This window comes from Deltaproteobacteria bacterium (assembly GCA_016709225.1).
GTDB lineage: Bacteria > Myxococcota_A > Polyangia > Nannocystales > Nannocystaceae > Xiheibacterium > Xiheibacterium phototrophicum.
Window position 1 is genome coordinate 21,347 of the sequence record JADJEE010000001.1, and the last position, 22,762, is coordinate 44,108.

At 70.6% G+C, this 22,762-nt stretch carries 17 protein-coding genes; 7 read left to right on the plus strand and 10 right to left on the minus strand.

All coding sequences use genetic code 11. The features are described from left to right. Positions 1–193 precede the first annotated feature (193 nt). A complete protein-coding gene (locus tag IPH07_00090; protein MBK6915773.1) occupies positions 194–1,324 on the minus strand; it encodes a response regulator transcription factor in 1,131 nt (376 codons plus the stop codon). A 119-nt stretch (positions 1,325–1,443) separates the two neighbouring features. Next, entirely contained in the window at positions 1,444–3,495 is a 2,052-nt protein-coding gene (locus IPH07_00095; GenBank protein ID MBK6915774.1) for a serine protein kinase, read from the minus strand. Between the two features lie 220 nt (positions 3,496–3,715). Here IPH07_00095 and IPH07_00100 point away from each other — a divergent pair, with 220 nt between their 5' ends. Further along, complete coding sequence (locus IPH07_00100; GenBank protein MBK6915775.1) at positions 3,716–5,431, plus strand: carboxypeptidase regulatory-like domain-containing protein; 1,716 nt, start codon at positions 3,716–3,718, stop codon at positions 5,429–5,431. Here IPH07_00100 and IPH07_00105 read toward each other — a convergent pair. The 4 genes from IPH07_00105 to IPH07_00120 form a co-directional block, all read right to left on the minus strand. Continuing rightward, positions 5,407–6,213 (minus strand): 1-acyl-sn-glycerol-3-phosphate acyltransferase, encoded by an 807-nt coding sequence (locus IPH07_00105; GenBank protein ID MBK6915776.1) that lies wholly within the window; start codon positions 6,211–6,213, stop codon positions 5,407–5,409. The genes IPH07_00100 and IPH07_00105 overlap by 25 nt on opposite strands. Before the next feature lie 72 nt (positions 6,214–6,285). After that, entirely contained in the window at positions 6,286–6,519 is a 234-nt protein-coding gene (locus IPH07_00110) for a hypothetical protein (GenBank protein ID MBK6915777.1), read from the minus strand. A gap of 57 nt (positions 6,520–6,576) precedes the next feature. After that, positions 6,577–7,134 (minus strand): hypothetical protein, encoded by a 558-nt coding sequence (locus tag IPH07_00115; GenBank protein MBK6915778.1) that lies wholly within the window; start codon positions 7,132–7,134, stop codon positions 6,577–6,579. Between the two features lie 37 nt (positions 7,135–7,171). Next, positions 7,172–8,182, minus strand: a complete 1,011-nt coding sequence (locus IPH07_00120) for a threonylcarbamoyl-AMP synthase (protein MBK6915779.1) — start codon at positions 8,180–8,182, stop codon at positions 7,172–7,174. Positions 8,183–8,328: 146 nt separating this feature from the next. Here IPH07_00120 and IPH07_00125 point away from each other — a divergent pair, with 146 nt between their 5' ends. Together IPH07_00125 and IPH07_00130 are read left to right on the plus strand one after the other, a co-directional pair. Next, complete coding sequence (locus IPH07_00125; GenBank protein ID MBK6915780.1) at positions 8,329–9,444, plus strand: NAD-dependent epimerase/dehydratase family protein; 1,116 nt, start codon at positions 8,329–8,331, stop codon at positions 9,442–9,444. Positions 9,445–9,579: 135 nt separating this feature from the next. Beyond that, positions 9,580–11,847, plus strand: coding sequence for a hypothetical protein (locus tag IPH07_00130; protein ID MBK6915781.1), 2,268 nt, complete (start codon positions 9,580–9,582; stop codon positions 11,845–11,847). 18 nt (positions 11,848–11,865) lie between these two features. On the opposite strand, the gene IPH07_00135 is transcribed toward IPH07_00130, so the two are convergent. Beyond that, the gene (locus tag IPH07_00135; GenBank protein ID MBK6915782.1) at positions 11,866–12,561 is read right to left on the minus strand and encodes a hypothetical protein; all 696 of its coding nucleotides are present in this window, start codon (positions 12,559–12,561) and stop codon (positions 11,866–11,868) included. 114 nt (positions 12,562–12,675) lie between these two features. Then, positions 12,676–15,444: a serine/threonine protein kinase gene (locus IPH07_00140; protein ID MBK6915783.1), complete on the minus strand. Its 2,769-nt coding sequence runs from the start codon at positions 15,442–15,444 to the stop codon at positions 12,676–12,678. Between the two features lie 278 nt (positions 15,445–15,722). On the opposite strand from IPH07_00140, the gene IPH07_00145 reads away from it, so the two are divergent. From IPH07_00145 to IPH07_00160, 4 genes are all read left to right on the plus strand, one after another. Then, positions 15,723–16,700, plus strand: a complete 978-nt coding sequence (locus IPH07_00145) for a penicillin-insensitive murein endopeptidase (protein MBK6915784.1) — start codon at positions 15,723–15,725, stop codon at positions 16,698–16,700. Positions 16,701–16,833: 133 nt separating this feature from the next. Beyond that, positions 16,834–18,114: a hypothetical protein gene (locus IPH07_00150; GenBank protein ID MBK6915785.1), complete on the plus strand. Its 1,281-nt coding sequence runs from the start codon at positions 16,834–16,836 to the stop codon at positions 18,112–18,114. 394 nt (positions 18,115–18,508) lie between these two features. Further along, the gene (locus IPH07_00155; protein MBK6915786.1) at positions 18,509–19,831 is read left to right on the plus strand and encodes a hypothetical protein; all 1,323 of its coding nucleotides are present in this window, start codon (positions 18,509–18,511) and stop codon (positions 19,829–19,831) included. Between the two features lie 116 nt (positions 19,832–19,947). Then, a complete protein-coding gene (locus tag IPH07_00160) occupies positions 19,948–21,018 on the plus strand; it encodes a hypothetical protein (GenBank protein MBK6915787.1) in 1,071 nt (356 codons plus the stop codon). Between the two features lie 45 nt (positions 21,019–21,063). On the opposite strand, the gene IPH07_00165 is transcribed toward IPH07_00160, so the two are convergent. After that, positions 21,064–22,392: a hypothetical protein gene (locus tag IPH07_00165; protein ID MBK6915788.1), complete on the minus strand. Its 1,329-nt coding sequence runs from the start codon at positions 22,390–22,392 to the stop codon at positions 21,064–21,066. 78 nt (positions 22,393–22,470) lie between these two features. Next, the gene (locus IPH07_00170; GenBank protein ID MBK6915789.1) at positions 22,471–22,713 is read right to left on the minus strand and encodes a hypothetical protein; all 243 of its coding nucleotides are present in this window, start codon (positions 22,711–22,713) and stop codon (positions 22,471–22,473) included. Between the last annotated feature and the right edge of the window lie 49 nt (positions 22,714–22,762).

The window sequence follows — 22,762 nt, forward strand, 5'->3', positions numbered from 1 at the left end:
CCGCGAGCTTCACGACGGGCTGCGAAGCAGTCCGTCGGTTCGACGGCCAGGTCTGCCGGCGTCCGTCGCTGGCCTCCCTCGCCCCCGCGCACGCGGGCGGCTCGGGAGGCCCGCGGCGGGCGCTTCTTCGCGTTCGGCGTGCGCCCGTGCGTCGCGGCGAGGCCGTCACGCCGACCCTCGTTCGCCAGGGCGATCACCCACCTGCCAGGCGGGCGATCGCGGCGGGGTCGAGTGGACGACACAGGTACTCGCTGGCACCTCCGCCGAGGCAGGCGACGAGGTGGCGTCGCGTGGGCTGCGAGGCCACCACCACCCTTCGCGACGGTGCATCGGCGCGGCCACGGATCGCGGCCAGCAGCGTGAGCCCGCCCGAGGGGCAGGCGTCGGCGTCGATGACCACCACGTCGATCGCCCGCTCGCGGCACGCCGCGAGCAGCTGGTGGTGGTCGGCGACGAAGTCGATCTCGATGCCGGTGTCGGCCAGCTCCTCACGCCAGCGCTCGCGCTCGCTCTCGCGCGGCGCCACGATCATGGTCGGTCCGCGCACGCTGCTCTGGGTCGCCTGACGGATCGCGGCGAGCTCCTCGGGCGTGAGCAGTGGGCCCTCGTCGGTGCCCTCGCCGGCCTCGCCGCCGCCGCCGCGCTTGCCCTTGCGCTTGCCCTTGCGCTTGCGCTTGCGCTTGCGCTCGCCCTTGCCGCCGCCAGGCGCATCCGCGCCGGCTGCCGCGTCGTCGTCGTCGTCGTCGTCGTCGTCGTCGTCGTCGTCGTCGTCGTCGTCGTCCGCCGCGTCACTGCCGTCGTCGGTGACCCACGGCAGCGTCGACTCGGGCACCAGGAACTCGAGCGCGCCGTGGGCCAGTCCGCCGAGGTCCAGGCGCGCCGTCGCAACACCGATGGGGCCCAGCGCGGCGAGATCCGGCGGCTCGCGGGAGCCGACCCGGAACACCACCCGGTACTCGTCGCCGAGGCTCGAGCGCACGCCGTCGTTGACCGCGGCGCAGAACGTGTTCACGCACTCGCCCATCGCGTCGAGATCGTCGCCGTCGAAGGTCGACGACGCGACGTTGTCGCGGATGGCCCCGGGCGGGCGGACCATCAGCCGCCCGGCGCAGGCGATCGCCAGCGGCAGCTCGAACACCATGTAGAGCTTGCCCACGCGGGGCTCGACCAGCTCGAGCTCGGCGAAGTAGCGGGCGCCGCCAGGCTCCCAGCTGCGCGCGAGCGTGGGCTCGCCGAGCTTCGCCTCCTCGCCGACCACCGAGCTGAACTGTGCGGGCAGGGCCCGCCAGATGCGGTGCAGGGTCTTGTCGGGGACGAGCGCCATCGCGAGCGCCGCCCGGGCGGCGGCGGGATCCTGCCCGCACATCGCCCGCACCGGCGCGCGCCTTGAGCGAGAACCGGGGCGCGCGGCCCGGATGGGTCCGGCCGCGCGCGCGGACGGTGCTAGTCGCCCTTGATCTCGCCGCGGGCGAAGATCGACGCGACGTAGGTCAGCACGTCGGTGGCGCTGATCTCGTCGTAGCCGTAGTCGCGCATCAGGCGCTGCTTCACGACCTCGATCTTCTCCTGGGCTTCCTTGTCGACCACGTTCGACACCAGGCTCGTGAGCTTGATGCTGTCCTTCTGATCCTCGAACAGCTTGAGCTCGAGGGCCTTGTACAAGCGCTCGTTGGTGCGGAAGTCGAACTGCTTGCCCTCGATGGCCAGCGCGCCGATGTAGTTCATGATCTCGCGCCGGAAGTCGTCCTTGCGGCTCTCCGGGATGTCGATCTTGGTCTCGATCGACCGCATGAGTCGCTCGTCGGGCTCCTCGTCCTGGCCGGTGTACGGGTTCTTGACCTTCTCGCGCTGGGTATAGGCCTTGACGTTGTCGATGTAGTTGCCGCACAGGCGCGAGATCGCCTCGTCGTCGGCACTGATCGCCCGCTGGACCTCGTTCTTCACGATGTCCTCGTACTCCTGCTTCACCACTGCGAGCAGCTCGGTGTAGCGCTTGCGGTCGTCCTCGTTGGTGATGAGGCTGTGGCTGCGCAGGCCCGAGTCGAGCTCGTTCATGACCATGAACGGGTTGATGCTCATCTGACCGCGGTCGCTGACCAGGCAGTTGGCGATCTTGTCCTGCACGTAGCGGGCGCTGATGCCGTCCATGCCCTCGCGGTTGGCCTCCTTGCGCAGCTCCTTCACGGTGTCCTGCGTGAAGCCGGGCAGGGTCTTGCCGTCGTAGAGCTTGAGCTTCTGCAGCAGCGAGAGCTGGTGCTTCTTGGGCTCCTCGAGGCGGGTGAGCACGGCCCACATCGCCGCCATCTCGAGGGTGTGCGGCGCGATGAAGCGGCCGCGGACCTTCTTGGGGTTGTAGTCCTTGGTGTAGATCTTCCGCTCTTCGGACAGCTTGGTGATGTACGGGATGTCGATCTTCACCGTACGGTCACGCAGCGCCTCCATGAAGCGGTTCTCGAGCAGGCGCTGGTACTCGGCCTCGTTGGTGTGACCGATGATGACCTCGTCGATGTCGGTCTGCGCGAACTTCTTGGGCTTGATCTTCTGCTCCTGGGTCGCGCCCAGCAGGTCGTAGAGGAACGCCACGTCGAGCTTCAAGATCTCGACGAACTCGATGATGCCGCGGTTGGCGACGTTGAACTCGCCGTCGAAGTTGAACGCGCGCGGATCGGAGTCGCTGCCGTACTCGGCGATGCGGCGGTAGTTGATCTCGCCGGTGAGCTCGGTCGAGTCCTGGTTCTTCTCGTCCTTGGGCTGGAACGTGCCGATGCCGATGCGGTCTTGCTCGCTGATGAGCAGGCGCTTGACGCGGATGTGCTTGACGACCTTGCCCCAGTCACCTTTGTAGTGCTTGAGCAGGTCCGCGAAGATGTAGCGACACGCCGGGTTGAGCTCGCCGCGGATGTGCGGGCGATAGCCGTCGCGCTCGAGCCCGAGCTCGGTGATGGCGTTCTCGCGCCACTCCGGCGGGATCAGCTTGAGCGGCTCCTCGTGCATCGACGACGGGAAGATCTCGTTGCCGGCGGTCAGGTAGCGCAGCTCGGGCGGCAGCACCCACTCGTAGGTGAACAGCGCGCCCTCGGGGGTGCGGCTGTACTCCTCGATGCCCTGCTTCAGCAGGCGCACGATGGTGCTCTTGGCCGAGCCGACCGGGCCGTGCAGCAGCAGGATGCGCTTCTCGGTGCCGTAGCGCATGGCCGCGGCCTTGAGCACCGCGACCAGGCGCATCAGCGGGATGTCGAGGCCGAAGATCGCGTCGCGGCCACCGTGGGTCTCGTCGTCGAAGAAGCAGTAGTGCGTGACCTTCTTCTTGTTGTCGACGTACTCCTCGCTGCCGTAGCTGATGATCATGTCGTAGAGCCGCTCGTGGGCCGTGCGGGCCACGCGAGGGTTCTTGCGCACGAGCTCGAGATACTCCTCGAAGGAACCCTGCCAGTGCAGGTCCTCGTACCTCTTGTAGTCCTGGAGGGCGGCGATGCGATCGACGAGCTGGGCCATGGGGACTCTTTTCCGGTGCGACCGTCCGCGTCGGCGTCGGTCGGAATCGTGGACGGGCATGGTAACCCGGGTGCCCAGGGGATTGCAGCAGGTGCTGTAGTGGGCCGGGTCGGGCGAGCCCCACGGGCGCTACAGCATCCACTGCATTTTGCGGCCGATCGGCGGTCCCGAGGCCATGCGTGGTGAATGGCGGGGGGCGAACCCACCGTCTGCGGCGGCCATGCAGCGCTCATCCCGGTCCAGGTGTTCGGTCGGTCTCGACGTCTTCCACGGCGCGTTGGCGTGCGTGTCGCTCGCGATGGTCGCGATCACGTCGAGCGCGTGCACGGTACCCGCGGCGGACACCGCCGCCGCCCACGGTGGCCCGCGCATCGAGGGCCGCGTCGTCGACGGCGATGGCGACGCGGTGGCCGGCGTGGCGGTCATGCAAGACGGTGTCGAGCGGGGCCGCACCGACGCCTCGGGTCGCTTCACGGTGATGGCCGCAGCCGACGCGATCGTCGTGCTCGCGTTCGAGGCTCCGGGCTTCGTGCGGGGCCTCGAGCGGGTGCAGGTGGCCGACGCCGCCACGGCTCTGCGCGTACAGCTGCGCGCGCAGGCACCCGCGATCCCGTTCGACGCCGACGCCGGTGGTCGCGTGCAGGGCGATCGCGGCGCCAGCCTCGACGCCCCGCCGCATGCGTTCGTCGATCGGGCCGGCCAGCCGATCACCGGCATGGTCGACATCCATCTGACGCCGCTCGATCCGGCCGTGCCGGCCGAGCTGGCCGCGTATCCGGGTGACGGCCGTGCGCGCACGAGCGCCGGTGGCACCGTGCAGCTCGAGAGCTTCGGCGTGGTCGACGTGACGGTGCGGCAGGGTGATACCGACCTCACGATTGCGCCGGGCATGGGCGTGACGGTCGAGTTCCCGCTGCCCGCCGAGTCCGACGGCGCCACCGCGTCACCGCCCGAGACCATCGCGCTGTGGGGGTTCGACGAAGGCGCCGGGGTCTGGACCGAGGAGGGCGTCGCGACGCTCGACCTCGCACGTGGGGTCTACGTCGGCACCATCGGCCACCTGTCGCCGTGGAACTGCGATCAGCCGCTCGAGGCCACCTGTGTGTCGGGCCACGTGCGCGACCGCAACGGGGTCGGGATCGCCGGTGCGTACGTGATCGGCAACGGCGTCGACTACCTCGGCGACGCCTCGGCGGTGTCGGGCGCCGACGGCGAGTTCTGTCTGCCCGCGCGCAAGCAATCGATCGTCGACGTGACGGTGTACCTGCCCGGGGGGGAGTCGCTCACGCGTCGCATCGACAGCGGCAGCGACGACACCGAGATCCCCGTCTCGTGCGGCGACCCGCGCTGCCTCGACGCCGGCGACTGGCAGCTCGAGGTCGATGCCGGTGCCGACGACGGCGTCGGTGACGATGGCTGGGACGGCGGCGCCTGCTTCGAGGACAGCGAGCCCTCGCAGCTGACGATGACCCTGCGCGGTGGGCTCGACGCGACGCTCGACTGGGACGCGTCGCCGTGGCTGGCCAGCTGCGGTGCGCTGGCGGGTAGCACCAGCGCAGGCTCGACGTGGCTGATGTTCCAGGACGTCGACGCCGCGCTCGCGGTGTTGATCGAGCTCGAGGTCGATCCCGCGATGACGGGCGACGCCGTGCCCGCCCAGGTGTACCTGCTCGACGACTTCGGCACCGACACCACCGGCACCGATCCGTCGATGTGGTGGATCGCGAGCGACTGCGTCGCCGACGTCACGCGCAACGAGGTGCTGGCCCCGGGGCTGTTCGGCGTCGCGGGCCGCGGCTCGTGCAACGCTGGGGCGACGTCGGTCTATGGAGGGTCGCAAGGCGTCGACATCGTCGGCAGCTTCGACTTTCGCGGGATCGTCATCGGCGACGACGTGCCGTCCGAGGTCCTCTACGCCTGCTGCGCGCCGTACTGACCGGCTGGGACGTCGGCGTCGCTCGCCACTTCGCGGTGCTCGAGCCAGCCGGTGATGATCTCACCGACCCGCGCCGACAGCCGATCGAGGGCCTCGTCGTCGAGGCCCTCGGTCTCGAGCGGCGGGCCGAGGTAGATCTCGACGTCGTGCGGGCGCACGAGGAAGCGACCCTTGGGCAGCACCTCGTAGAGCCCGCGCACCGCCAGCGGCACCACCGGGATGCCGGCGTCGCGGGCGATCTGGAACACGCCACGCTTGAATGGCTGCAGCTTGCCGTCGGTGGTCCGGTGCGCCTCGGGGAAGGTCAGCACCGAGATGCCACGCGAGACCCGCTCGCGGATCGCCTCGGCGATCTTCGCGAAGCGGCCGCTGCCGCGGGTCACCGGCACCGCGTTGGCCATGCGCATCATCCAGCCGTAGCCGGGCACCAGCAGGTGCGATGCGTTCTCGAGGCCGCACAGCGGCACGGGGATCGCCGCGCACGCAGCGTACGCATCCATCATGCTGACGTGGTTCTGCACGAACATCACGCCGCGCCGACCCCGGAAGCGCGGGTCGATCGTGATGCGGACGCGGCAGCCGGCGAGCCGCAGGATCGCGCCGATGCCGGGGTGGATCCACAGGTTCTGGAACCGCTCGAATGGCACGAACAGCGTGATCGGCATCGCCGACACGGCGAGGAATCCCAGCCAGCCGAGGCCTACGCCCCAGACCACGACCGACCACGGATAGAGCAGGAGGTCGCGCGCCTCGAAGCGGCGCCCGTCATCGTTGCGGGACATCTCGGCGCCGGAGTATGCCAAGCCTGGCGCCGGCATCGAGCACGCCGCCGCCGTCCGCCGATGCGCGTGGCCTCACGCGAACGTGTCGATGAGTGTGCCCGTCATCTCATCGACGGCGTGCACGACCGCGATCTGGGCCTGCATGTCTGCCCGGGCGAGGTGTTGGTCGATGCTCGCGCCCACCAGATCGCCGTCGTCGTCGACGGCCGCGGTCGTCATGCGCGTCGCAGCCGCGTCGAACCGCGCGCTGGCCCGTGCCAGTCCTGCGCTCGCGCTCGCGAACGCGCCCGCACCCGTGACGTTCATGCCGGGCACCATCGTCCGCGCGGCGCCTCGGCTTGACCGGCGGGCGCGGCGGCGCCGCTACAGCTTGCCGCGCAGCAACTCGCCGGTGATCGACTTGGCGGCGTGGCCGATGGTCTGACCGAGGGTCCGCACGTCGAGCGTGGAGCTGAGCCCGTCGGCGAGCCCGAACGGCAGCATGCCGGGGATGAAGCCGCGGGCGTACTCGAGCGCCCAGCAGTGATCCGGGATGCGATAGCCGCGGGCGGTGCCGCGGGGCAGGTGGTGCATGTCGCCGGGCTTGAACTCCTGTCGCGACAGCGAGCCGGCATCGAAGGCCCACTGCTCGCCGTCGAGGATCACGAACCAGTCGTCGGCGAGGAAGCGACCGGTGTGACCCTCGGTGCCGATCGCGGAGCCGAACACGATGAGGTACTCCGTCATCGACATGTGCAGCACCCACATGCTGCCCATCGCACCGCCGGCGTTGTTGAACATCCACGGTGGATTGGGATGGATGTGCTTGCCGTAGCGCTCGCGCAGGCGCGTGTGCAACAGCGGCAGGATCTCGTCGATCGGGCGTTCGAGGCAGCCCGTGGCCAGTGCGTGCAGCTCGTGCGGATCGAACAAGGTCGTCATGGCGCCGGCAGGTTCTAAGCGGGGCAGGCGAGTGTGGTCAAGCGTCGCGACCGTCACCGTCGCGCGGCCCTGCGGCGCGGCGCATGCGGTCGGCGATCGCCAGGCCGAGCTCCGCCGGCGGCGGCAGCGTCGCGACGATCACCGTGCAGTGCTCGTCGTCCAGCTGACGCAGGCAGCCGTAGAGGTGCCGCGCCAGCTCGACGTGGGGATCGAGCTCGATGCGCACGGCCACACCGTGCTCGCCCCGCGTCCATCGCGGCGGTGTGACACCTTCGGCGGCCGCGATCACGCCGAGCTTCGCCTCGGGGTTCACCCGGAGCTGTTCCGCCACGGTCGCCGCGAGCCGTGCCGGGCTGGTGACGATCACGCGGGCGGTGGGGGCGTAGTGCGAGGGCAGCTGCCCGGGACTGCGGACCTCGCCGCCCTCGCGCACCGGCACCGCGCGACCGAGCAACGCCTCGATGCGCTCGCGCGAGACGCCACCGGGGCGGAGGATCACCGGGTCGTCGTCGCCGCGCGAGAGGTCGACGATGGTCGACTCGATGCCGACCTCGCAGGGGCCGCCGTCGAGCACGAGATCGATGTCGTCGCCGAGGTCGCGTCGCACATGGGCGGCGGTGGTGGGGCTGACGCTGCCGAAGCGATTGGCCGACGGCGCTGCGATGCCACCACCGTGCGCACGCAGCAGCGCGAGCGCGACGGGATGCGCGGGCACCCGCAGGCCCACCGTCGACAGTCCGCCGGTGACATGCATGCCGACGTGCTCGGCCTTGCGCAGCACGAGCGTGAGCGGGCCCGGCCACAGCGCGCCGGCGAGGGTCTGCGCCGCTGCGGGCACGTCGGCGGCCCATCGCGACAGCGCGTCGGCGTCGGCGAGGTGGATGATGAGCGGGTGATCGACCGGACGTCGCTTGACCGCGAACACGCGCGCGACCGCGGTCGGCAGGCTCGCGTCGGCGCCGAGCCCGTAGACGGTCTCGGTGGGGAACGCGACCAGGCCGCCGGCGGCGAGCAGCCGCGCGGCGTGGTCGATGTCGGGCGCGTGCATCGTGCGGTGACCGACGTCGCGGCCGGGCAGGGGTATAGCAGGGCCGGCGCGGCGCGACAGGCCATGCATGGACAGCGCTGCGCCGTCGGTGGTAACCCCCTTCTCGCCGGGGGTGCCGACGGCCCCTGGACGAAAGACGATCGACCATGAGCGCAACCCACGAGAGCCCGACGAACCCCGAGATCATCGGCGTGCGCAGCGGCAAGGTGTTCGTCACCGGCGGCTCCGGCCACGTCGGCGCACACCTGGTGCGGCGCCTGTTGCAGGACGGCGAGGACATCCGCTGCCTGGTCGAGCCCGGCGGTGATCGGCGCGCGTTCGAGGGCCTGCCGGTCGAGCTCGTCGAGGGCGACATCCGCGACGAGGACGCGATGACCCGCGTGATCGCGGGCTGCAACCGCGTCTACCACGTGGCCGCGAAGATCTCGATCCTCAGCCCCAGCGCCAACGAGTTCAAGGACATCTTCTCGATCAACGTGCTGGGTGCGCGCAACGTCATGCGGGCGGCGCACGCCAACGGCGTGCAGCGTGCAGTGCTCACCGGTTCGTTCTCGGCGGTCGGCTACGATCCCGACGACCCGAGCAAGCCCAGCACCGACGAGATGCCGCACTGGCCCTACGACTCCGGCGTGATGCCCTACGCCCGCAGCAAGGCGCTGGCCGAGCACGAGATGCTCAAGGTCGTGGCCGACGGGCTCGACGCCGTGATCGCGACCTCGTGCTCGTGCATCGGCGCGTGGGACTACTTCCCCTCTCGCATGGGCCGCACGATGTGTGACTTCGCCAAGGGCAAGGTCCGCGCGTGGGTGCCGGGTGGCTTCGAGTTCGTGGCCGGGCGCGACATCGCCGAGGGCCACGTCGCGGCGATGGCCCGCGGTCGTCGCGGGCACAAGTACGTGTTCGCGACGCACTTCCACACGCTGGGCGATCTCATCGAGATGTGGCGCGAGTGCGTGGGCCCGCGCAGTCGCCCGCTCAAGATCCCCGCGGGGCTCATGTCGGCGGTCTCGAGCGTGTACTCCGGCGCGCTGTCGCGGTTCTTCCCCAACGTGCCGCAGCGCCTCACGCCGGGCTCGATCCGCATCCTCACCATGCAGCGCCGCGCCGACACGTCGCGTGCCCAGGGCGAGCTCGGCTGGCGCCCGACCAGCATCCGCGAGGCGGTGCAGGCGGCCTACGAGTTCTTCGCCGACCAGGGCATGATCGACCGCGCGGTGCTCGTCTCGGTGCCGGCGAACCTCGACCACGAAGCCGCGCAGTGACCGGCGTCGGCCGCCCCTGCTGACTGCGCTCCATGACGAACTGCTAGTGCACTTGCGCGACGCCGGTGTCAGCGGCGTCGCGTGCGGTCGTTACGAGGTCGCCCCAAGCCCCCCGGGGTGGAAGCGAGCTCGTCGATGTCGAAGCAGCGAACCCACGCGATCACGATCACGGCCCTGATGGCGCTCGCCATCGTTGCGGCGCCCGGCTGCGTGCGGCAAAAGCCCGCTGTCGAGGTGCCGGACGCTGCGCTCGGTCGCGTCATCATCTATCGCAACGGCGTGGCGTACTTCGAGCGCCGTGCGTTCGTGGAGGACGAGCTGACGCTGCAGGTGCCGGCCGCACGCGTCGACGACTTCCTCAAGTCGCTGACGGTCATCGACGCCAAGACCGACAAGCCGCTGCCGATCTCGTATCCGACCACCGGCGGCGGCGCCAACGGGAATGTCGCGATGACCATCGAGCTGCCCAAGGGGCGCCGTGACGTTCGCATCGCCTACGTCACCGAGAGTCCGGCGTGGAAGCCCTCGTACCGCGTGATGCTCGACGACCACGGACATGCACGCCTGCAGTCGTGGGCCGTGGTCGACAACGTCTCCGACGAGAGCTGGCGCAACGTGATCGTCGGGGTCGGTTCGACCTCGGCGATGTCGTTTCGTTACGACCTGCACAGCGTGCAGCTGGTCGAGCGCGAGACCATCGATGGCGGCACCAAGGTCGCCGCCGCACCGCCGCAGGGCGGCAGTCCCTACGCGGTCGACGGCGGCAACGTGCGCCTGCTGGCGGGGCTGTCGGGCGACGAGGTCGACGCGCTCGCCGTCGCGACCGACGAGTTCCGCAACCTCCCGGCCGGCGCCATCGGTGGTCGCGATTTCACGTCGGTGGTCGAGAGCCGCGCGCTCACGCTCGCGGGCAGCACCGCCGCCGAGGCCGACTACGCCGTCGCGGGCGCCAACGTCGATGCGCCGCGCCGTGGCAAGGCCCGACGTCGCGGCAAGTCCGGCAGCAAGTCGGGGCAGGCCGCCGGCGTCGCGGGCGGCACCGTGGGTGGGGTCGCGGGCGCGGCCGCGGGCGTGGCCGCGCCACCCCGTAGCGGCCTCGAGTCCGTCGTCGCCGGCTTGGCCGGCAACACGCAGCGCGTCCGCATCGAAGGCTGGGCGTTGCCGGGCGAGGCCGGCGACGACGAGGCCGGTCTGCGTCGCGCCAACACGCTGCGCGATCGCATGATCGCATCGGGCATCGCCGCCGATCGCATCGACGTCGTCGGTCACCGCGAGGTCGCCGGCGCGCAGCAGCTCGTGCGCGTGATCGCGGTCGACGAGCCGTCGCGGCCGGTGCAGGCCCGCGAGGCCGATCGCGACGACGGGCCGCGGGGCGTCGCGCACTTCATTGCCGACGCGCCGATGACGATCAAGGCCGGGCACTCCGCGATGGTGACGTTGTTCGACGGTCAGACCCAGGCCGAGCGCACGTATCTCTATGACCCGGTGTCGGAGCGTGGCTCGCAGCGCTACGCCTTCAACGCGGTGCGCCTGACCAACCCCACCAACAACACCCTCGACAGCGGGCCCATCACCGTCTACGCCGGCAAGCAGTTCCTCGGCGAGGGTCTGACCGAGCCGATCCCGCCCAAGGCCGCCGCATTGGTGCCGTTCGGCGTCGACCGATCGCTGGTGATCGAGCCCACCGTGGCGACCCGCGAGGAGATCGAGCAACTCACGAAGGTCGAGCGTGGCATCGCGACCACCCAGACCCAGCGCATCCGTCGGACCGAGCTCGAGGTCAGCAATCGGGGGCACGCCGATGCGCGGGTGTTCGTGCGCCACCGGGTGGCGACCGGCTGGACGCTGCGCGACGCACCTGCGGACCTCGAGCGGATGCAGGGCGACTTGCTGCTGCCGGTGTCGGTCGCCCGCGGCCGCACCGTCAAGCTGGTGATCGAGGAGTCGATGCCGATCACCACCGCGATCGATCTCCATCAGGCCACCGGCCTGACCGCGGTGCAGGTCTTCCTCGACCATGGCAAGCTCGACGCCGACCTGCGCGGCGAGCTGGAGGCGATCCTCGCGGCGCAGCGGCGGGTGGTCGCGATCGACGACACGCTGGCGACCCGGCGCGCGGCCGTCGAGACCCTGCGCCTGCGGGTCGGCGAGCTCTCCGAGCAGCTCGTGGCCCTACGCAAGGTCGGCCGCGCGCAGGCGCTGTCGGGCCACCTCGCCAAGCGCATGCGCACGCTCGGCGACAACCTCGACACCGCGGCGGCCGAGATCAGCGATCTCGAGACCCGACGTCTCGAGCTCGGCATCGAGCTCGACAACCTCGTGGCCGACCTCAGTCTCGAGCGCGCACGCGTGGCGGACGCAGGGGCGCCGATGGTGGACGCGGTCGCGACGGCGCAGGAGTAGCTCGGTCGCCGCGGCGGCTCACGCGACCCCGCGCATCCGCGTGGTCGTGCGCCGGACGGTCCAGCCGGTGTAGCCCTGCTCGATCGACGTGAGCTGGTTGAGCAGCATGTGCTCGGCGCCGCGGGAGACCTGCGCCGCAATGGTCGAGATGATCTCGCGATCGAAGCGGCTTGCGCGGGCGCAGCCCGGCAGCTCGGCAGCGAACAGGCGCGCGCGCCAGCCGGGGCCGGGCAACGGCAGCTCGGGGCAGGCGCCGACGGGCATCATGCCGGCGGTCGCGAGCACGCCCCCGAAGCGCTCGTGGGAGAGCGTGAACACGGTGCGCTTGCCGAGCGCGATCGCGGTCGCGATGCAGGCCTGCACCACCAGACGCGCGATGCCGCCCGAGTTGCTGCGGACCCACAGCGCGGAGAGCTCGGCCGAGCCGTCCTGGCCGAGCGAACGCACCCACGCGCGCGGCTCCGGGAAGTGTCGCAGCGTGGTCTCGGCGGGGAACCCGAGCCGAGCGTGGTGGGCGTGCACGCGGCCGCCGCCCAACAGCACGCCGTTGTCGTCGCGCACGATCACCAACCGCACCAGCGGGTGCTCGTCATGGGCGACCGGCGGCACGAATTCCTGCACGCCGTGCCGCGCGTAGCACTCCTGCAGAGCGAGCGCGAACGACTCGTCGAGGGTCGGTCGCGAACCGGAGCGAACCACTTCGAGGGCAGTCACGCCCGGTTCGTGGGGCGGGCCGGGGCACGTGGCCACGATCGCGGCCGATCCTGGGCCGCCCCGAAGTGGGCCGAGCGAGGTGGCCATTCGATCGTCCGGCAGCACATTGCCGCGTCACTTCGCGGCGGCGAGCCAGCCTTCGATCGCACGCACGCGGGCGTCGTCGTGCAGCTCGAGGTACGCGGCCATCGCCTGCGTCGCGAGCTCGCGGCTGCGCTCGGGCTCGCGTCCGTTGCGACGCAGCGCCTGCGCCAGCACGAAGCGGGTCTCGGCCAGATCGTCGGCGCTCACGTCGGGTGTGGACGAGCGCAGCGCCAGCGCGCGCTCGAGGCCGGCGACATCGACGCTGCCGCCGACGGCCAGCTCCGCCTTGCCGATGCCGACCAGCGCGTAGGCCAGACGGGGGTCGTCGGCGCCCAGGGTCTGCTGCCACATCCGCAACGCGGCGCGGTAGTCGGGCAGGGCCTCGGCCGGGCGACCGCGCATGAGCGCGATCTGGGCGCGACCGTGGATGTTGTCGGCGATGCGTGGGCTCTGCTCGCCGAAGCGCACCCGCTCGATCGCCAATGCGCGATCGATCTCGATGGCGGCCTCGTCGTAGCGGCCGAGCTTGCGCAGCGTGGTGGCGAGGTTGGCGTGGCCGGTTGCGACGACCTGATGATCGGCGCCGAAGCCCGCCGAGAGCACCACGAGCGCGCGCTCGTAGGTCGCACGGGCGCCCTCGAGATCACCCTTGGCCGCCTGCACGCGCGCGAGGTTGGCGACGATCGTGCCCAGGCGCGGATGGGTCGCGCCGAGCGTGCGCTCGACGTCGTCGGCGACCGCCGTCAGCATCGTCGCGGCCTCGTCGTAGCGCTGCTGGCCGTGCAGGCACAGTGCGAGCAACTCGCGGGCCTCGAGGGTGTCGAGCCCGTCTGCGCCGTGGACCTGCGTGAGCAGAGCCACCGCGGTGCGCAGCTGCTGCTCGCCGTCGCCGAACTGCCCGCGCATCAGCGCTTGCATGCCGACCACGGTGGCGAGCGCACCGCGATCGGCGGGACGATCGCCGGCCCGCACGACCGCGACGCTGGCGGCCTCGACCAGTGGTGGCAGCTCGAGTGGACGATCCTCGAGCGTACCGACCAGACGCACCAGCGAGAGCCAGATCGCGGGCTCGAGCGCGGTGTGGTGTGAGGCCGCCGCCAGCTTCGCGGCCTCGTACAGCGCCGGCGTGGCCGCGGCGGTGTCGCCGTGATCCGACCGCACGGTCGCGTGCAGGTGCAGCCACTCGGCCCGCACGGCAGCATCGTCGAGGCGGTCGACCCTCGCGTGCAGTGCGTCGGTGATGTCGGCGACCGCCTGGTCGCGCGCGGCGATCCGCAGCGCGCGTGCGCGGGCAATCTCGGCCCGGATCGCGGCGGCCTCGGCCGGGTCGGAGGGCGCCGAGGTCTCGTCGGCGAGCAGCATGGCGGCGTCGTTGCAGCCGGCGACGTCGCCGATCTGGCCCAGCAGCTCGCCGGTGTGATCGACCACGCCCGCATCGGCGGTGACGAGCACGTCGATCACCGACGCGACCTCGGCGCGCCGGCGCTCGAAGCAGACCATGCGGCGGTCGAGCAGCGCCTGCGATTGCTCGCCGCGCAGCGTGGTCGCGCGACAGGCCTCGGTGTGGCTGTCGATCCACGCGTGGGCGGTGCTGTCGAGCGCGGCCTCGGCCTCCGTCCAGGCCTGCGGCGCGTGGGCGCGGCCGCTCGCGCGGAAGGCCTGCTCGCCGCGCGCGCGGGCGTCGTCGTTCCAGATCTCGGCGAAGCTGGCCGCGGCGCCCGAGCACAGCCCCTCCTGCCGGCGCACCAGCGCCGTCACCCCGAGCGCGGCGCCGGCCGTCAGCGCGACCGCGACCCCGGCGTACCACCACCGCCGACGTCGGCGCGCCGGATCATCGCCGAGCGCGGCCAACAGCGCCGCGACGTCGGCGTAACGACGGCTCGGATCGACCGCGAGCCCGCGCGCGACGACTGGCCACAGCCACGCGGGCACGCCGTGCCCCTCGGGTGGTCTGCGCAGGTGGCCCTCGATCACGTTGGCCGCGAGGTGGGCCTGGGTCTCGCCGGCGAACGGTCGCTGACGGTAGAGCGCCTCGTAGAGCGCGACGCACAGCGCGAACTGATCGCTGCGGGCATCGGCCACGCGACCGGCGTGCTGCTCGGGGGCCATGTACGCCGGGGTGCCGATCATGGCGCCGGTCCGCGTCAGTCGCAGCTCGTCGGACGCGATGCCGCCACCGGAGACCTCGGTGAGCTCGGCCTCGTCGGCGGCGCGCGAGATGCCGAAGTCGACCACGCACACGCGGCCATCGGTGCCGAGCAACACGTTGTCGGGCTTGAAGTCGCGGTGCACGAGGCCACCGGCGTGGGCCGCCGCGAGCCCCGCGGCGGCCTCGCGGAAGACCCCGAGGATCTTCGCGAGCGTTCGCGGCGCGGCCTCGAGCCACTGCCGCAGCGTGCCGCCATCGAGGTACTCCATCGCGATGAACACGTCTTGGCCCCGGGTGCCGACGTCGTAGACGGTGATGACGTTGGCGTGCCGCAGCCGCGCCATCGCCTGGGCCTCGCGCAGCAGGCGGAGGCCGCCGGTGCTGCGCGGGGTCGCGTCGATGCCGTCCGTGCCCTCGACCCGCGCCTCGCCGCGCACGAGCTTGAGCGCGACCTTGCGGCCGAGATCGGGGTCGAGCGCGAGGTAGACCACGCCCATGCCACCGACGCCGATGCACTGCAGCACCAGGTAGCGACCTACGCTCGCGCCCCGCGGTAGCACGTCGTCGGTGCTCAGGCGGGGGCCGGTGCCAGCGCCGAGCGTGCCCTGTACGGTCACGTCGTCGGCGAAGTCGGAGTCGGTGCGCGCCATGGCGGGTCTAGCGGGCGCCAGCGTACCAGGGCCTCCGGTCCGCTCCCGACGCGATCGCGGGGCTGCCCGGGTCTGCGCTCGAACGCCTGCGGGCACGACATCGGGCGACGGTCACGCGATCGGGTCGCGGGGGCCGCCGCACGGGCGGTCACCGGCATCACGGCGGGTGCAGTCGAGCTGCCGAGGCTGTGCAGCGGATCGCGAAACGATCGTGTGCCCGCGGCGGTGCGACCGTTCGTGTGGCCCCATCGCGCCGCGAAAGTCGGTAGCGTGTCGTCGTGCGGTTCGTCGGCATGCACGCGCTCGCGCTGGCCGCGACGTGGTCGTTCGGTTCGAGCGCGGCGTTCACCGACACGCCGACGATCGCGGCGGTGTCGCTCGAGCACGAGCCCGCGCCGACGGTGGCCCGCGGCTTCGCGGTGGTGCCGTTCGAGCCGCGCGCGACCGTGGTGCTCGACGCGGTGCACTGGACCGCGCCGCGCCGCGAGTCGAGCCGGCAGCTGGCGCTGCGCTTCGGGCTCACCACCGACGAGCTGCACGCGCTCGCGCCCGAGCTCGACGCCGGTGTCGAGCCCGGCCAGCGCGTGCTGGTGTACCGCCACGATCCCGACGCGCCGTCACGCTCGATGGGTTCGCCCAACCGCGGACGCATCCAGCACGCCGCCGCGTTCCCCGAGGGCGAGGGCTGGGTGTTGCGGGGCTATCGCCCGCGCACGTGGGCCACGCGCGGCACCGTGTCGGCGCTGGCCGGGGCGCTGGGGGAGTGGCGCGAGCGCTTCCCCGAGGCACAGCCGGTGCTGCTGGGCGAGTTCTCGCGCCGGGCCGGCGGCCGCGTGCGACCCCACAAGTCGCACTGCAGCGGGCGCGACGTCGACGTCGGCTACGTGCTGCGCACGGCACCCGCGGCCCATCGCTTCACCGTGGCCACGTTCGACACGCTCGACGCGGCCGCGACCTGGGGCTTGGTCGAGCGCCTGGTTGCTAGCGGCGCCGTCGAGTCGATCTTCATGGCCACGCAGGTGCAGCGGCAGCTGCTGCCGTACGCGATGGGCCGAGTCGAGCCCTCGCGGCTGCCGGCGATCTTCTCGGTGCTGGCACCCAATGCGCGCGCGCAGAAGAAGGCGTTGTTGCGCGCCTGGGGCGGGCACGACGATCACATGCACGTGCGCTTCGCCTGTGGCGAGGGCGATCCCGAGTGCGGTGACGCGGTGCGGCGATCGACCAAGAAGCGCCGCAAGGGTCGCAAGCGTCGCTAGTACCTCGACACAGCGATAGTGACGGGCCATAACACCGCCCTGACCGCGCCTCGCTGCGTTAGCCGGGTGGGGGCGATCGGCCACGCACGATCGCGTCACAGATCGGCGGCTGCCGGTGCATCACCCTGCCACCATGCCCTCGTTGCCCCGCGTGCCCTCGATCCTGTTCGGTCTCGCCCTCGTGCACGGCTGCGGCGAGGCGCCCGCGGCGGGCGAGTCGGGCGACAGCAGCGGCTCGGCCGAGGGCTCGGGCACCGCCGCGTCGTCGACGACGGCGGGCACCGCCACCGGGGCCTCGAGCACCGCGGGCAGCTCGGGCCCGAGCTCGGCCTCCGGCGGCGACGCGACCGGCGAGACCGCGGGCAGCGACGACGGCAGCAGCAGCGGTGGTGAGCCCCTTCCGCCCGATCCGTGCATCGCCGCGGGCACCTGTCCTCCCGGCGAGTGGATCGAGGTCACGCCGCCCGACCTCGCGCCGCTCGACTTCGGGCCCGGGCCGGTGGTCGTCGATCCGAAGCACCCCAGCGACTTGTACATGGGCGGTGGTGGCGACGGCCTATGGAAGTCGAGCGACTACGGCAACACCTGGACCCGCATCAACGACAGCATCGGCTACGTGCCGATGGGCCTCATCCTCGCGGTCGCGGGCACCGAGCCGGCGACGATCTGGGTCGCTGGCTATCAGGTCACGCTGCGCTCGACCGACGGCGGCGTGAGCTTCGAGGAGCTGCCGTTCGATTTTCCCGCCGAGCTGTACTCGATCGCGCTCGATCCGTACGACGACGATCACCTGGTGAGTGGCCTGCACGAGGCCGACGGCATCGTCGAGTCGACCGACGGTGGCGTCACGTGGGCCTACGTCGATGGCCCCGGCTTCCCGGCGGGCGGCAAGTCCTGGTACCCGTTCTTCCTCGACAGCGGCGACGCCGAGGGCACCCGCGGCACATGGTTCGCGATCGCGCAGGACGGTGGCAGCGCGACCGTGACCCGCGATGGCGGCGCGAGCTGGTCGATCCCATCGGGCATCGAGGGCCTGCAGCACGGCCACGGCAACGCGCAGATCTTCCAGCAGGGCGACCTCGTCTACGCCGGCGGTGTCGCGGGGCCGGGCAGCGGCGTCTATCGCAGCACCGACTTCGGCGAGAGCTTCACGCGGGTGTTCGATCCCAACGTCGGTATCGTGTGGGGCTCGCCGACCCGCGTGTACTCGATGTGGGGCTGGGCCTGCTCGCAGTGCGATCTGGGCGCCAGCTTCAGCACCGCCTCGCTGGCCGGCGACGACTGGACCACGCCCGCGGTGCCACCGGAGCTCATCATCGGTGCGAATCACATCGCCGTGACCAGCGACGGCGAGCACCAGATCTTCGTCGGCACGATGTGGGCCTCGGGGGTGTGGCGGTACATCGAACCTTGATCGGGGGGCTGGGGCGGGATGCCTGACGCCCGCGTGCGCGTCACGATGGGCACGATGGGCCCGTCACTTGACGCGTTGGCGAGGGTAGAGAGGCCGTCAGGGTCCAGGTGTCCGAATGGCCCGTGCGGCGTCGGGCGCGGCGCGCTCACGCGGGTCACATTTGCGTGGACAGGACTACACCGGCCCTGTAGCTTGGTCGTGTGAACAGCACAGGAAGTCGCTTCATCGGTTCTCGGTTCTCGGTTCTCGGTTCTCGGTTCTCGGTTCTCGGTTCTCGGTTCTCGGTTCTCGGTTCTCGGTTCTCGGTTCTCGGTTCTCGGTTCTCGGTTCTCGGTTCTCGGTTCTCGGTTCTCGGTTCTCGGTTCTCGGTTCTCTGTTCGTCACGCTCGCGTGCGTGCATGAGGACGAGCAGTCACACCTCGACACGACCGGCGGGGTGATCACAGTGACCCCGGGTGCCGACGGCTCATCCGGTCCGTCCGGCGCGGACGAGAGCGGAGGCACGCCTGAGCCTGGCTTCTGTCTCGTGGATCCGCAGTGGCCTGAGGTCCTGCCCGCTAAGAGGTTTCAGTGCGACGCTGAATTTGACATTGGAATAGATATGACTTTCGTCCCGACGTTTGGGAGTCCGTTTGACCACGCCATCAACATCAACGTCAATGCGGTGAACGACAGTTCGTACGAACATCCCTTGGTCATGGCATGTTGCAGTGATCAACCTGAGGACGTGGCGAACACTTGCGCGATGGAGATCCACCGTGCCTGCTATGTCGATCTCCTCATGCAGGCCTGCAAAGCGGTCGGGCCGCTGATCCAGACCCATAGTAGCGACCAGGGGATCGGGACCGGTGCGGGCGTCATGAATGTGGCCGGAAAGGACATCAAGCAAGACCTGGTGCAGCACTGCTTCGATTCTCTGTGGTACGCGGATGACTCGGAGCATCCGACCTGCCAGAGCGGCGGTCTGTGTGAGAACGAGGACTTCTGCGGTGCTCAGTTCGGGCCCGCATTTCATCACCCAAAGTGGAAGGTTCCACGAATGTATAGCCTGCTCGGAATGGGCCTGCGAGACATCGAATTCAGCCTGGTCTCCAACGTCCAACCGGTTGCCTTTGATCCACTCCCCGAGGAAGGAGTGGTCGCTTGCTTCAGTGGCCAGGGAAATGATGGTGATCTGCCGACCGGCGCAACCCCCGGAGACGGAGGCGGTCTCGTCTCTCCGCTAGTAGATGCCCCAGCGACGCTCGTCGGACCGCTCTGGCAGGGCGAGGTGATTTACGCTGCAGGGGAGTTTAGCGAGGCATCCTCTCTTACCTACACATTCGTCAGCGCCACTGAGCTGTCGATTGCTGAGTGGGCAATGGTGGAGGCGGCACCGATCACCGCTGGGACGTCGTCGGTTACGTCCGAGGTCGCTGCCTTCCAGCTTCAGCTGGGTGCGGCATCGACTTTCCCCAAGAGCGGCTCGACATACTACACGCGTGCGGCGGGCGCCGTTTCGTTCATACTGGGAGCCGAGATCGACGGCGCAGGTAGTTCGGTGGTCGCGACCAACAAGAACCCGGTGTCGTTCTACAAGGTGAAACGGGGGGCGAGCGGCTGTCCGAGCAGCGCAGCTGCTGGCTGCCTCGGCAGTCGAGCGTTCACGTTGCAATACGACGACGTGACAGGCGGACACTGGGAGGTCGATGTGCCGGCGATTGTCTGGGCGCCATGAGAGCAGAGAGGCGACGCGCGTCGAGGCGGTGGAGATGGCTCTGGTGCGTCCAACTCGTCGCGGCGTGCGGTCCGGACGAGCCGGGCGGTTCGGCGGCGCCGGTTCGACCGCCCGTCGTGTGGAGCGGTGAGCACCTCGAATTGGGTACGGAGCACTCACTCGATGAGGTTTGTGCGGGGACGCTGCCGTGGGCGGATCGATTCGTCGGCTACGTGGGCGGGGTGTTCGGGAATCCCGATGCGTTCGTGAGCACGTACTGGGTCGACGAAGACGAGATTGAAGAGTTCTGCGGGCCATACTCGGCCTGTGCGGGCGCTCCCGAAGCCTTCTCGCAAGTGGTCGTGTCCCCGCATGAGCTCACCCATGCTGCGCGCGGCACCGCAGTGCCCGCGCAGAGTCCCGTCGAAGAAGGGATCGCGGAACTCTACGGGCGAGCGCCGGCGGGGACCTACCCACTGGAGGGCGACGTCACGAACATGCTGCGGGACTTCGGCAGTGGAAAGCTCATACCCCCTGAGCTCTACGGCCGCGCCGGACACTTCGCGTCGTTCGTTCGCTACGCCTACGGCGAAGACGCGCTCGTTGCACTCCGTGCGACGTCCGACTGGAACGACGACTGGCCGCGGACGCAGGAGGTCTTCGCCGACGCGCTCGGCGAGCCGCTGCAGACCGTGGTGCAGCGCTACGAGAGCGACTACCCGGACGCCTGCGATGGCGCGATGTTTCGTGACACGAACTTCGATTGTCTCGGCGAGTTCATCGAGCTCTCGGGGGCCGACGAGGGGATGCCGACGGTGATCGAGCAGCAGCTGGCGTGCGGCGACGCGGAGGTCTTCGGCGTCGTCGACGGCCGGCGACGGCAGACGTTCCGGCTGCACGTGCAGCAGAGCGCCTGGTACCACATCGTAGTGGAAACGAAGGGCGGAACGATGCCGTGGAACGTCGAAACGCGAACGTGCGGCCAGAGCTGCATGAACTACGGCGACACGCCGACCCACTTCGACTTTGGTCTGATCCCGCTACCGGTCGACCCCAAGGACGGCGACGACGTCGACTACGGAAACATCTGCGTGCCGGCAGGTGACTATGCGGTGGTGCTGGAGACGACGGCGACCGCGGAAGAGTCGCCGTCGCTTTCGCTCCTGCTCGAGTTCGTCGAGCGCAATGACGAGTGCGTGGTCCGGTGAGCCCCTGGCGCTCGAAGTGATCCCACGTACCCGCGTTCGACCGCGCTATCGCGCGAACCAAGCCACCCACGTCTGTGAGGGCGAGGGGGTCGCCGCCACGACGGGGTTCTGGTCGGCGTCGAGGCCGACGCCGCAGTTGAGTCCGATGTCGCCGGGGCCGGCGATCGTGGATTGCCACGCGAGCGCGCCGTCCGGTGCGAAGCGGGCGAGCACGAGACGCTCGCCGTCGTCGCCGGTGTCGGCCCACAGCGCGAAGACGCTGCCGCCGCCGTCGATGGCGACGCCGCAGTCGTCGGCCGGCGTGTCGTGCTCCCACGACCACGCGGTCGCGCCGTCGCCGGTGAGGGTGTGCACGAACACGGTGTTGCGGTGCGACGTCGGGCTCTCGAACTCGCCGAGCACCGCGAGGGTGCCATCGCTTGCCATCGCGAGTGCGCTGGGCAGGTCGCGACCGCCGACGAGGTGATCGAGTGTCGCATCCCAGACCGCAGCACCGTCGCCGGCGTAGGCGGTGACGCCGGTGACCCAGCCGAGATCCGCGGGCTGTCGGTTCATCGCGAGCGCGATGGTGCCCGCCTCGTTCGATGCGACGTGGGTGGTGTGCGCAAGGCCGTTTTCGAGGTCGCGCTCGAGTTCCCATACCAACTCGCCGTCGGCGTCGAGCTTGCGCAGCCACGCGACGTCGGCGGTGGCGCCCGCCACCAGTGCATGGCCGCCACCGTCGGTGGCGACGTCGAAGGCATCGGTGGCGAGTCCAGCCGAGCGCACGTGGACATCCATCCACAGCAGCGTCCCGTCGGCGGCGTGCTTGCGGGTCCACGCATAGCCGAGCTCGGAGCTGGTGATGTTGCCACCGCGCGCAGTGCCGACGACGAACGCGTTGCCGGCCGCATCGAGTGCGAGCGCCTGCCCGCTCGCGTACGAGGTCTCGGGGTCGGTCCACGCCTGCGTCCACAGCACCTCACCGCGGGCATCGAGGCGCGTCAGCTGGACGGACAGCGCATTGGTGCCGGTGATGCAGCCGTATCCGTGCACCACGACGTCACCGTTGGCGTCACCGCGCACGTCCTTGCCACCACAGCCGGGGCCCGTCGTCTCCTGCAGCAGCGAGCCGGGTACGCGGCAGTACTCGTTGCACGAAGGCGTCGCACCGCGCTCGTCGCAGCTCTCGCCGGGGTCGATCACGCCGTCACCACAACTCGGGCCACCCGCGCCGGGGCCACCGCCGGTGTGATCGTCGGACGATGCGCTGCCGTCGGCCGTCGAGCCCTCCCCGTCGCCGCCGGAGTTCGCCGGGTCGCCGACGGTGGGCCCGCAGGCCGACACGACGAGCGCGAGTGCGCCCGAGGTCCACGCCCACCGCAAGATCGTCACATCACCAGTCTATCAGCGTCGACGCCGGCGTCGACGAACGCGCGCAGGAGGTCGACGTAGTCGCCGGGCAGGTCGAGATCAGCCACCGCGTCCTCGGTCACCGATCTCGAACACCTCGCCGGGCCAGTCGGCGCGGGGCAGCGGGGGCGGCGTGGCGTGCCCGGCTGCGAGCCACGCGCGGCGATTCAGCGCTGCGAGTGCAGCGAGGCGCTGCGCCGGTGACAGGCTCGCGTACAGATCGCGCTTCGGGGCGCCCGCCTCGATCGGCGCGCCCTCCCAGTGGGTGCGGCGGAAGGCTGCGCGATCGTCCGACGAGGGCATGCGATCAGCATGTTAGCGCGGGCCCGAGGCGACGGCACACTCCTCGCCG

Bases quoted from the DNA above. Each gene is read 5' to 3' on its own strand.
- IPH07_00105 (MBK6915776.1), bottom strand. From the start codon at position 6,213: ATGTCCCGCAACGATGACGGGCGCCGCTTCGAGGCGCGCGACCTCCTG.
- IPH07_00115 (MBK6915778.1), bottom strand. From the start codon at position 7,134: ATGACGACCTTGTTCGATCCGCACGAGCTGCACGCACTGGCCACGGGC.
- IPH07_00140 (MBK6915783.1), bottom strand. From the start codon at position 15,444: ATGGCGCGCACCGACTCCGACTTCGCCGACGACGTGACCGTACAGGGC.
- IPH07_00150 (MBK6915785.1), top strand. From the start codon at position 16,834: ATGCCCTCGTTGCCCCGCGTGCCCTCGATCCTGTTCGGTCTCGCCCTC.
- IPH07_00110 (MBK6915777.1), bottom strand. From the start codon at position 6,519: ATGAACGTCACGGGTGCGGGCGCGTTCGCGAGCGCGAGCGCAGGACTG.
- IPH07_00095 (MBK6915774.1), bottom strand. From the start codon at position 3,495: ATGGCCCAGCTCGTCGATCGCATCGCCGCCCTCCAGGACTACAAGAGG.
- IPH07_00090 (MBK6915773.1), bottom strand. From the start codon at position 1,324: ATGGCGCTCGTCCCCGACAAGACCCTGCACCGCATCTGGCGGGCCCTG.
- IPH07_00120 (MBK6915779.1), bottom strand. From the start codon at position 8,182: ATGCACGCGCCCGACATCGACCACGCCGCGCGGCTGCTCGCCGCCGGC.
- IPH07_00170 (MBK6915789.1), bottom strand. From the start codon at position 22,713: ATGCCCTCGTCGGACGATCGCGCAGCCTTCCGCCGCACCCACTGGGAG.
- IPH07_00100 (MBK6915775.1), top strand. From the start codon at position 3,716: ATGCAGCGCTCATCCCGGTCCAGGTGTTCGGTCGGTCTCGACGTCTTC.
- IPH07_00125 (MBK6915780.1), top strand. From the start codon at position 8,329: ATGAGCGCAACCCACGAGAGCCCGACGAACCCCGAGATCATCGGCGTG.
- IPH07_00130 (MBK6915781.1), top strand. From the start codon at position 9,580: ATGTCGAAGCAGCGAACCCACGCGATCACGATCACGGCCCTGATGGCG.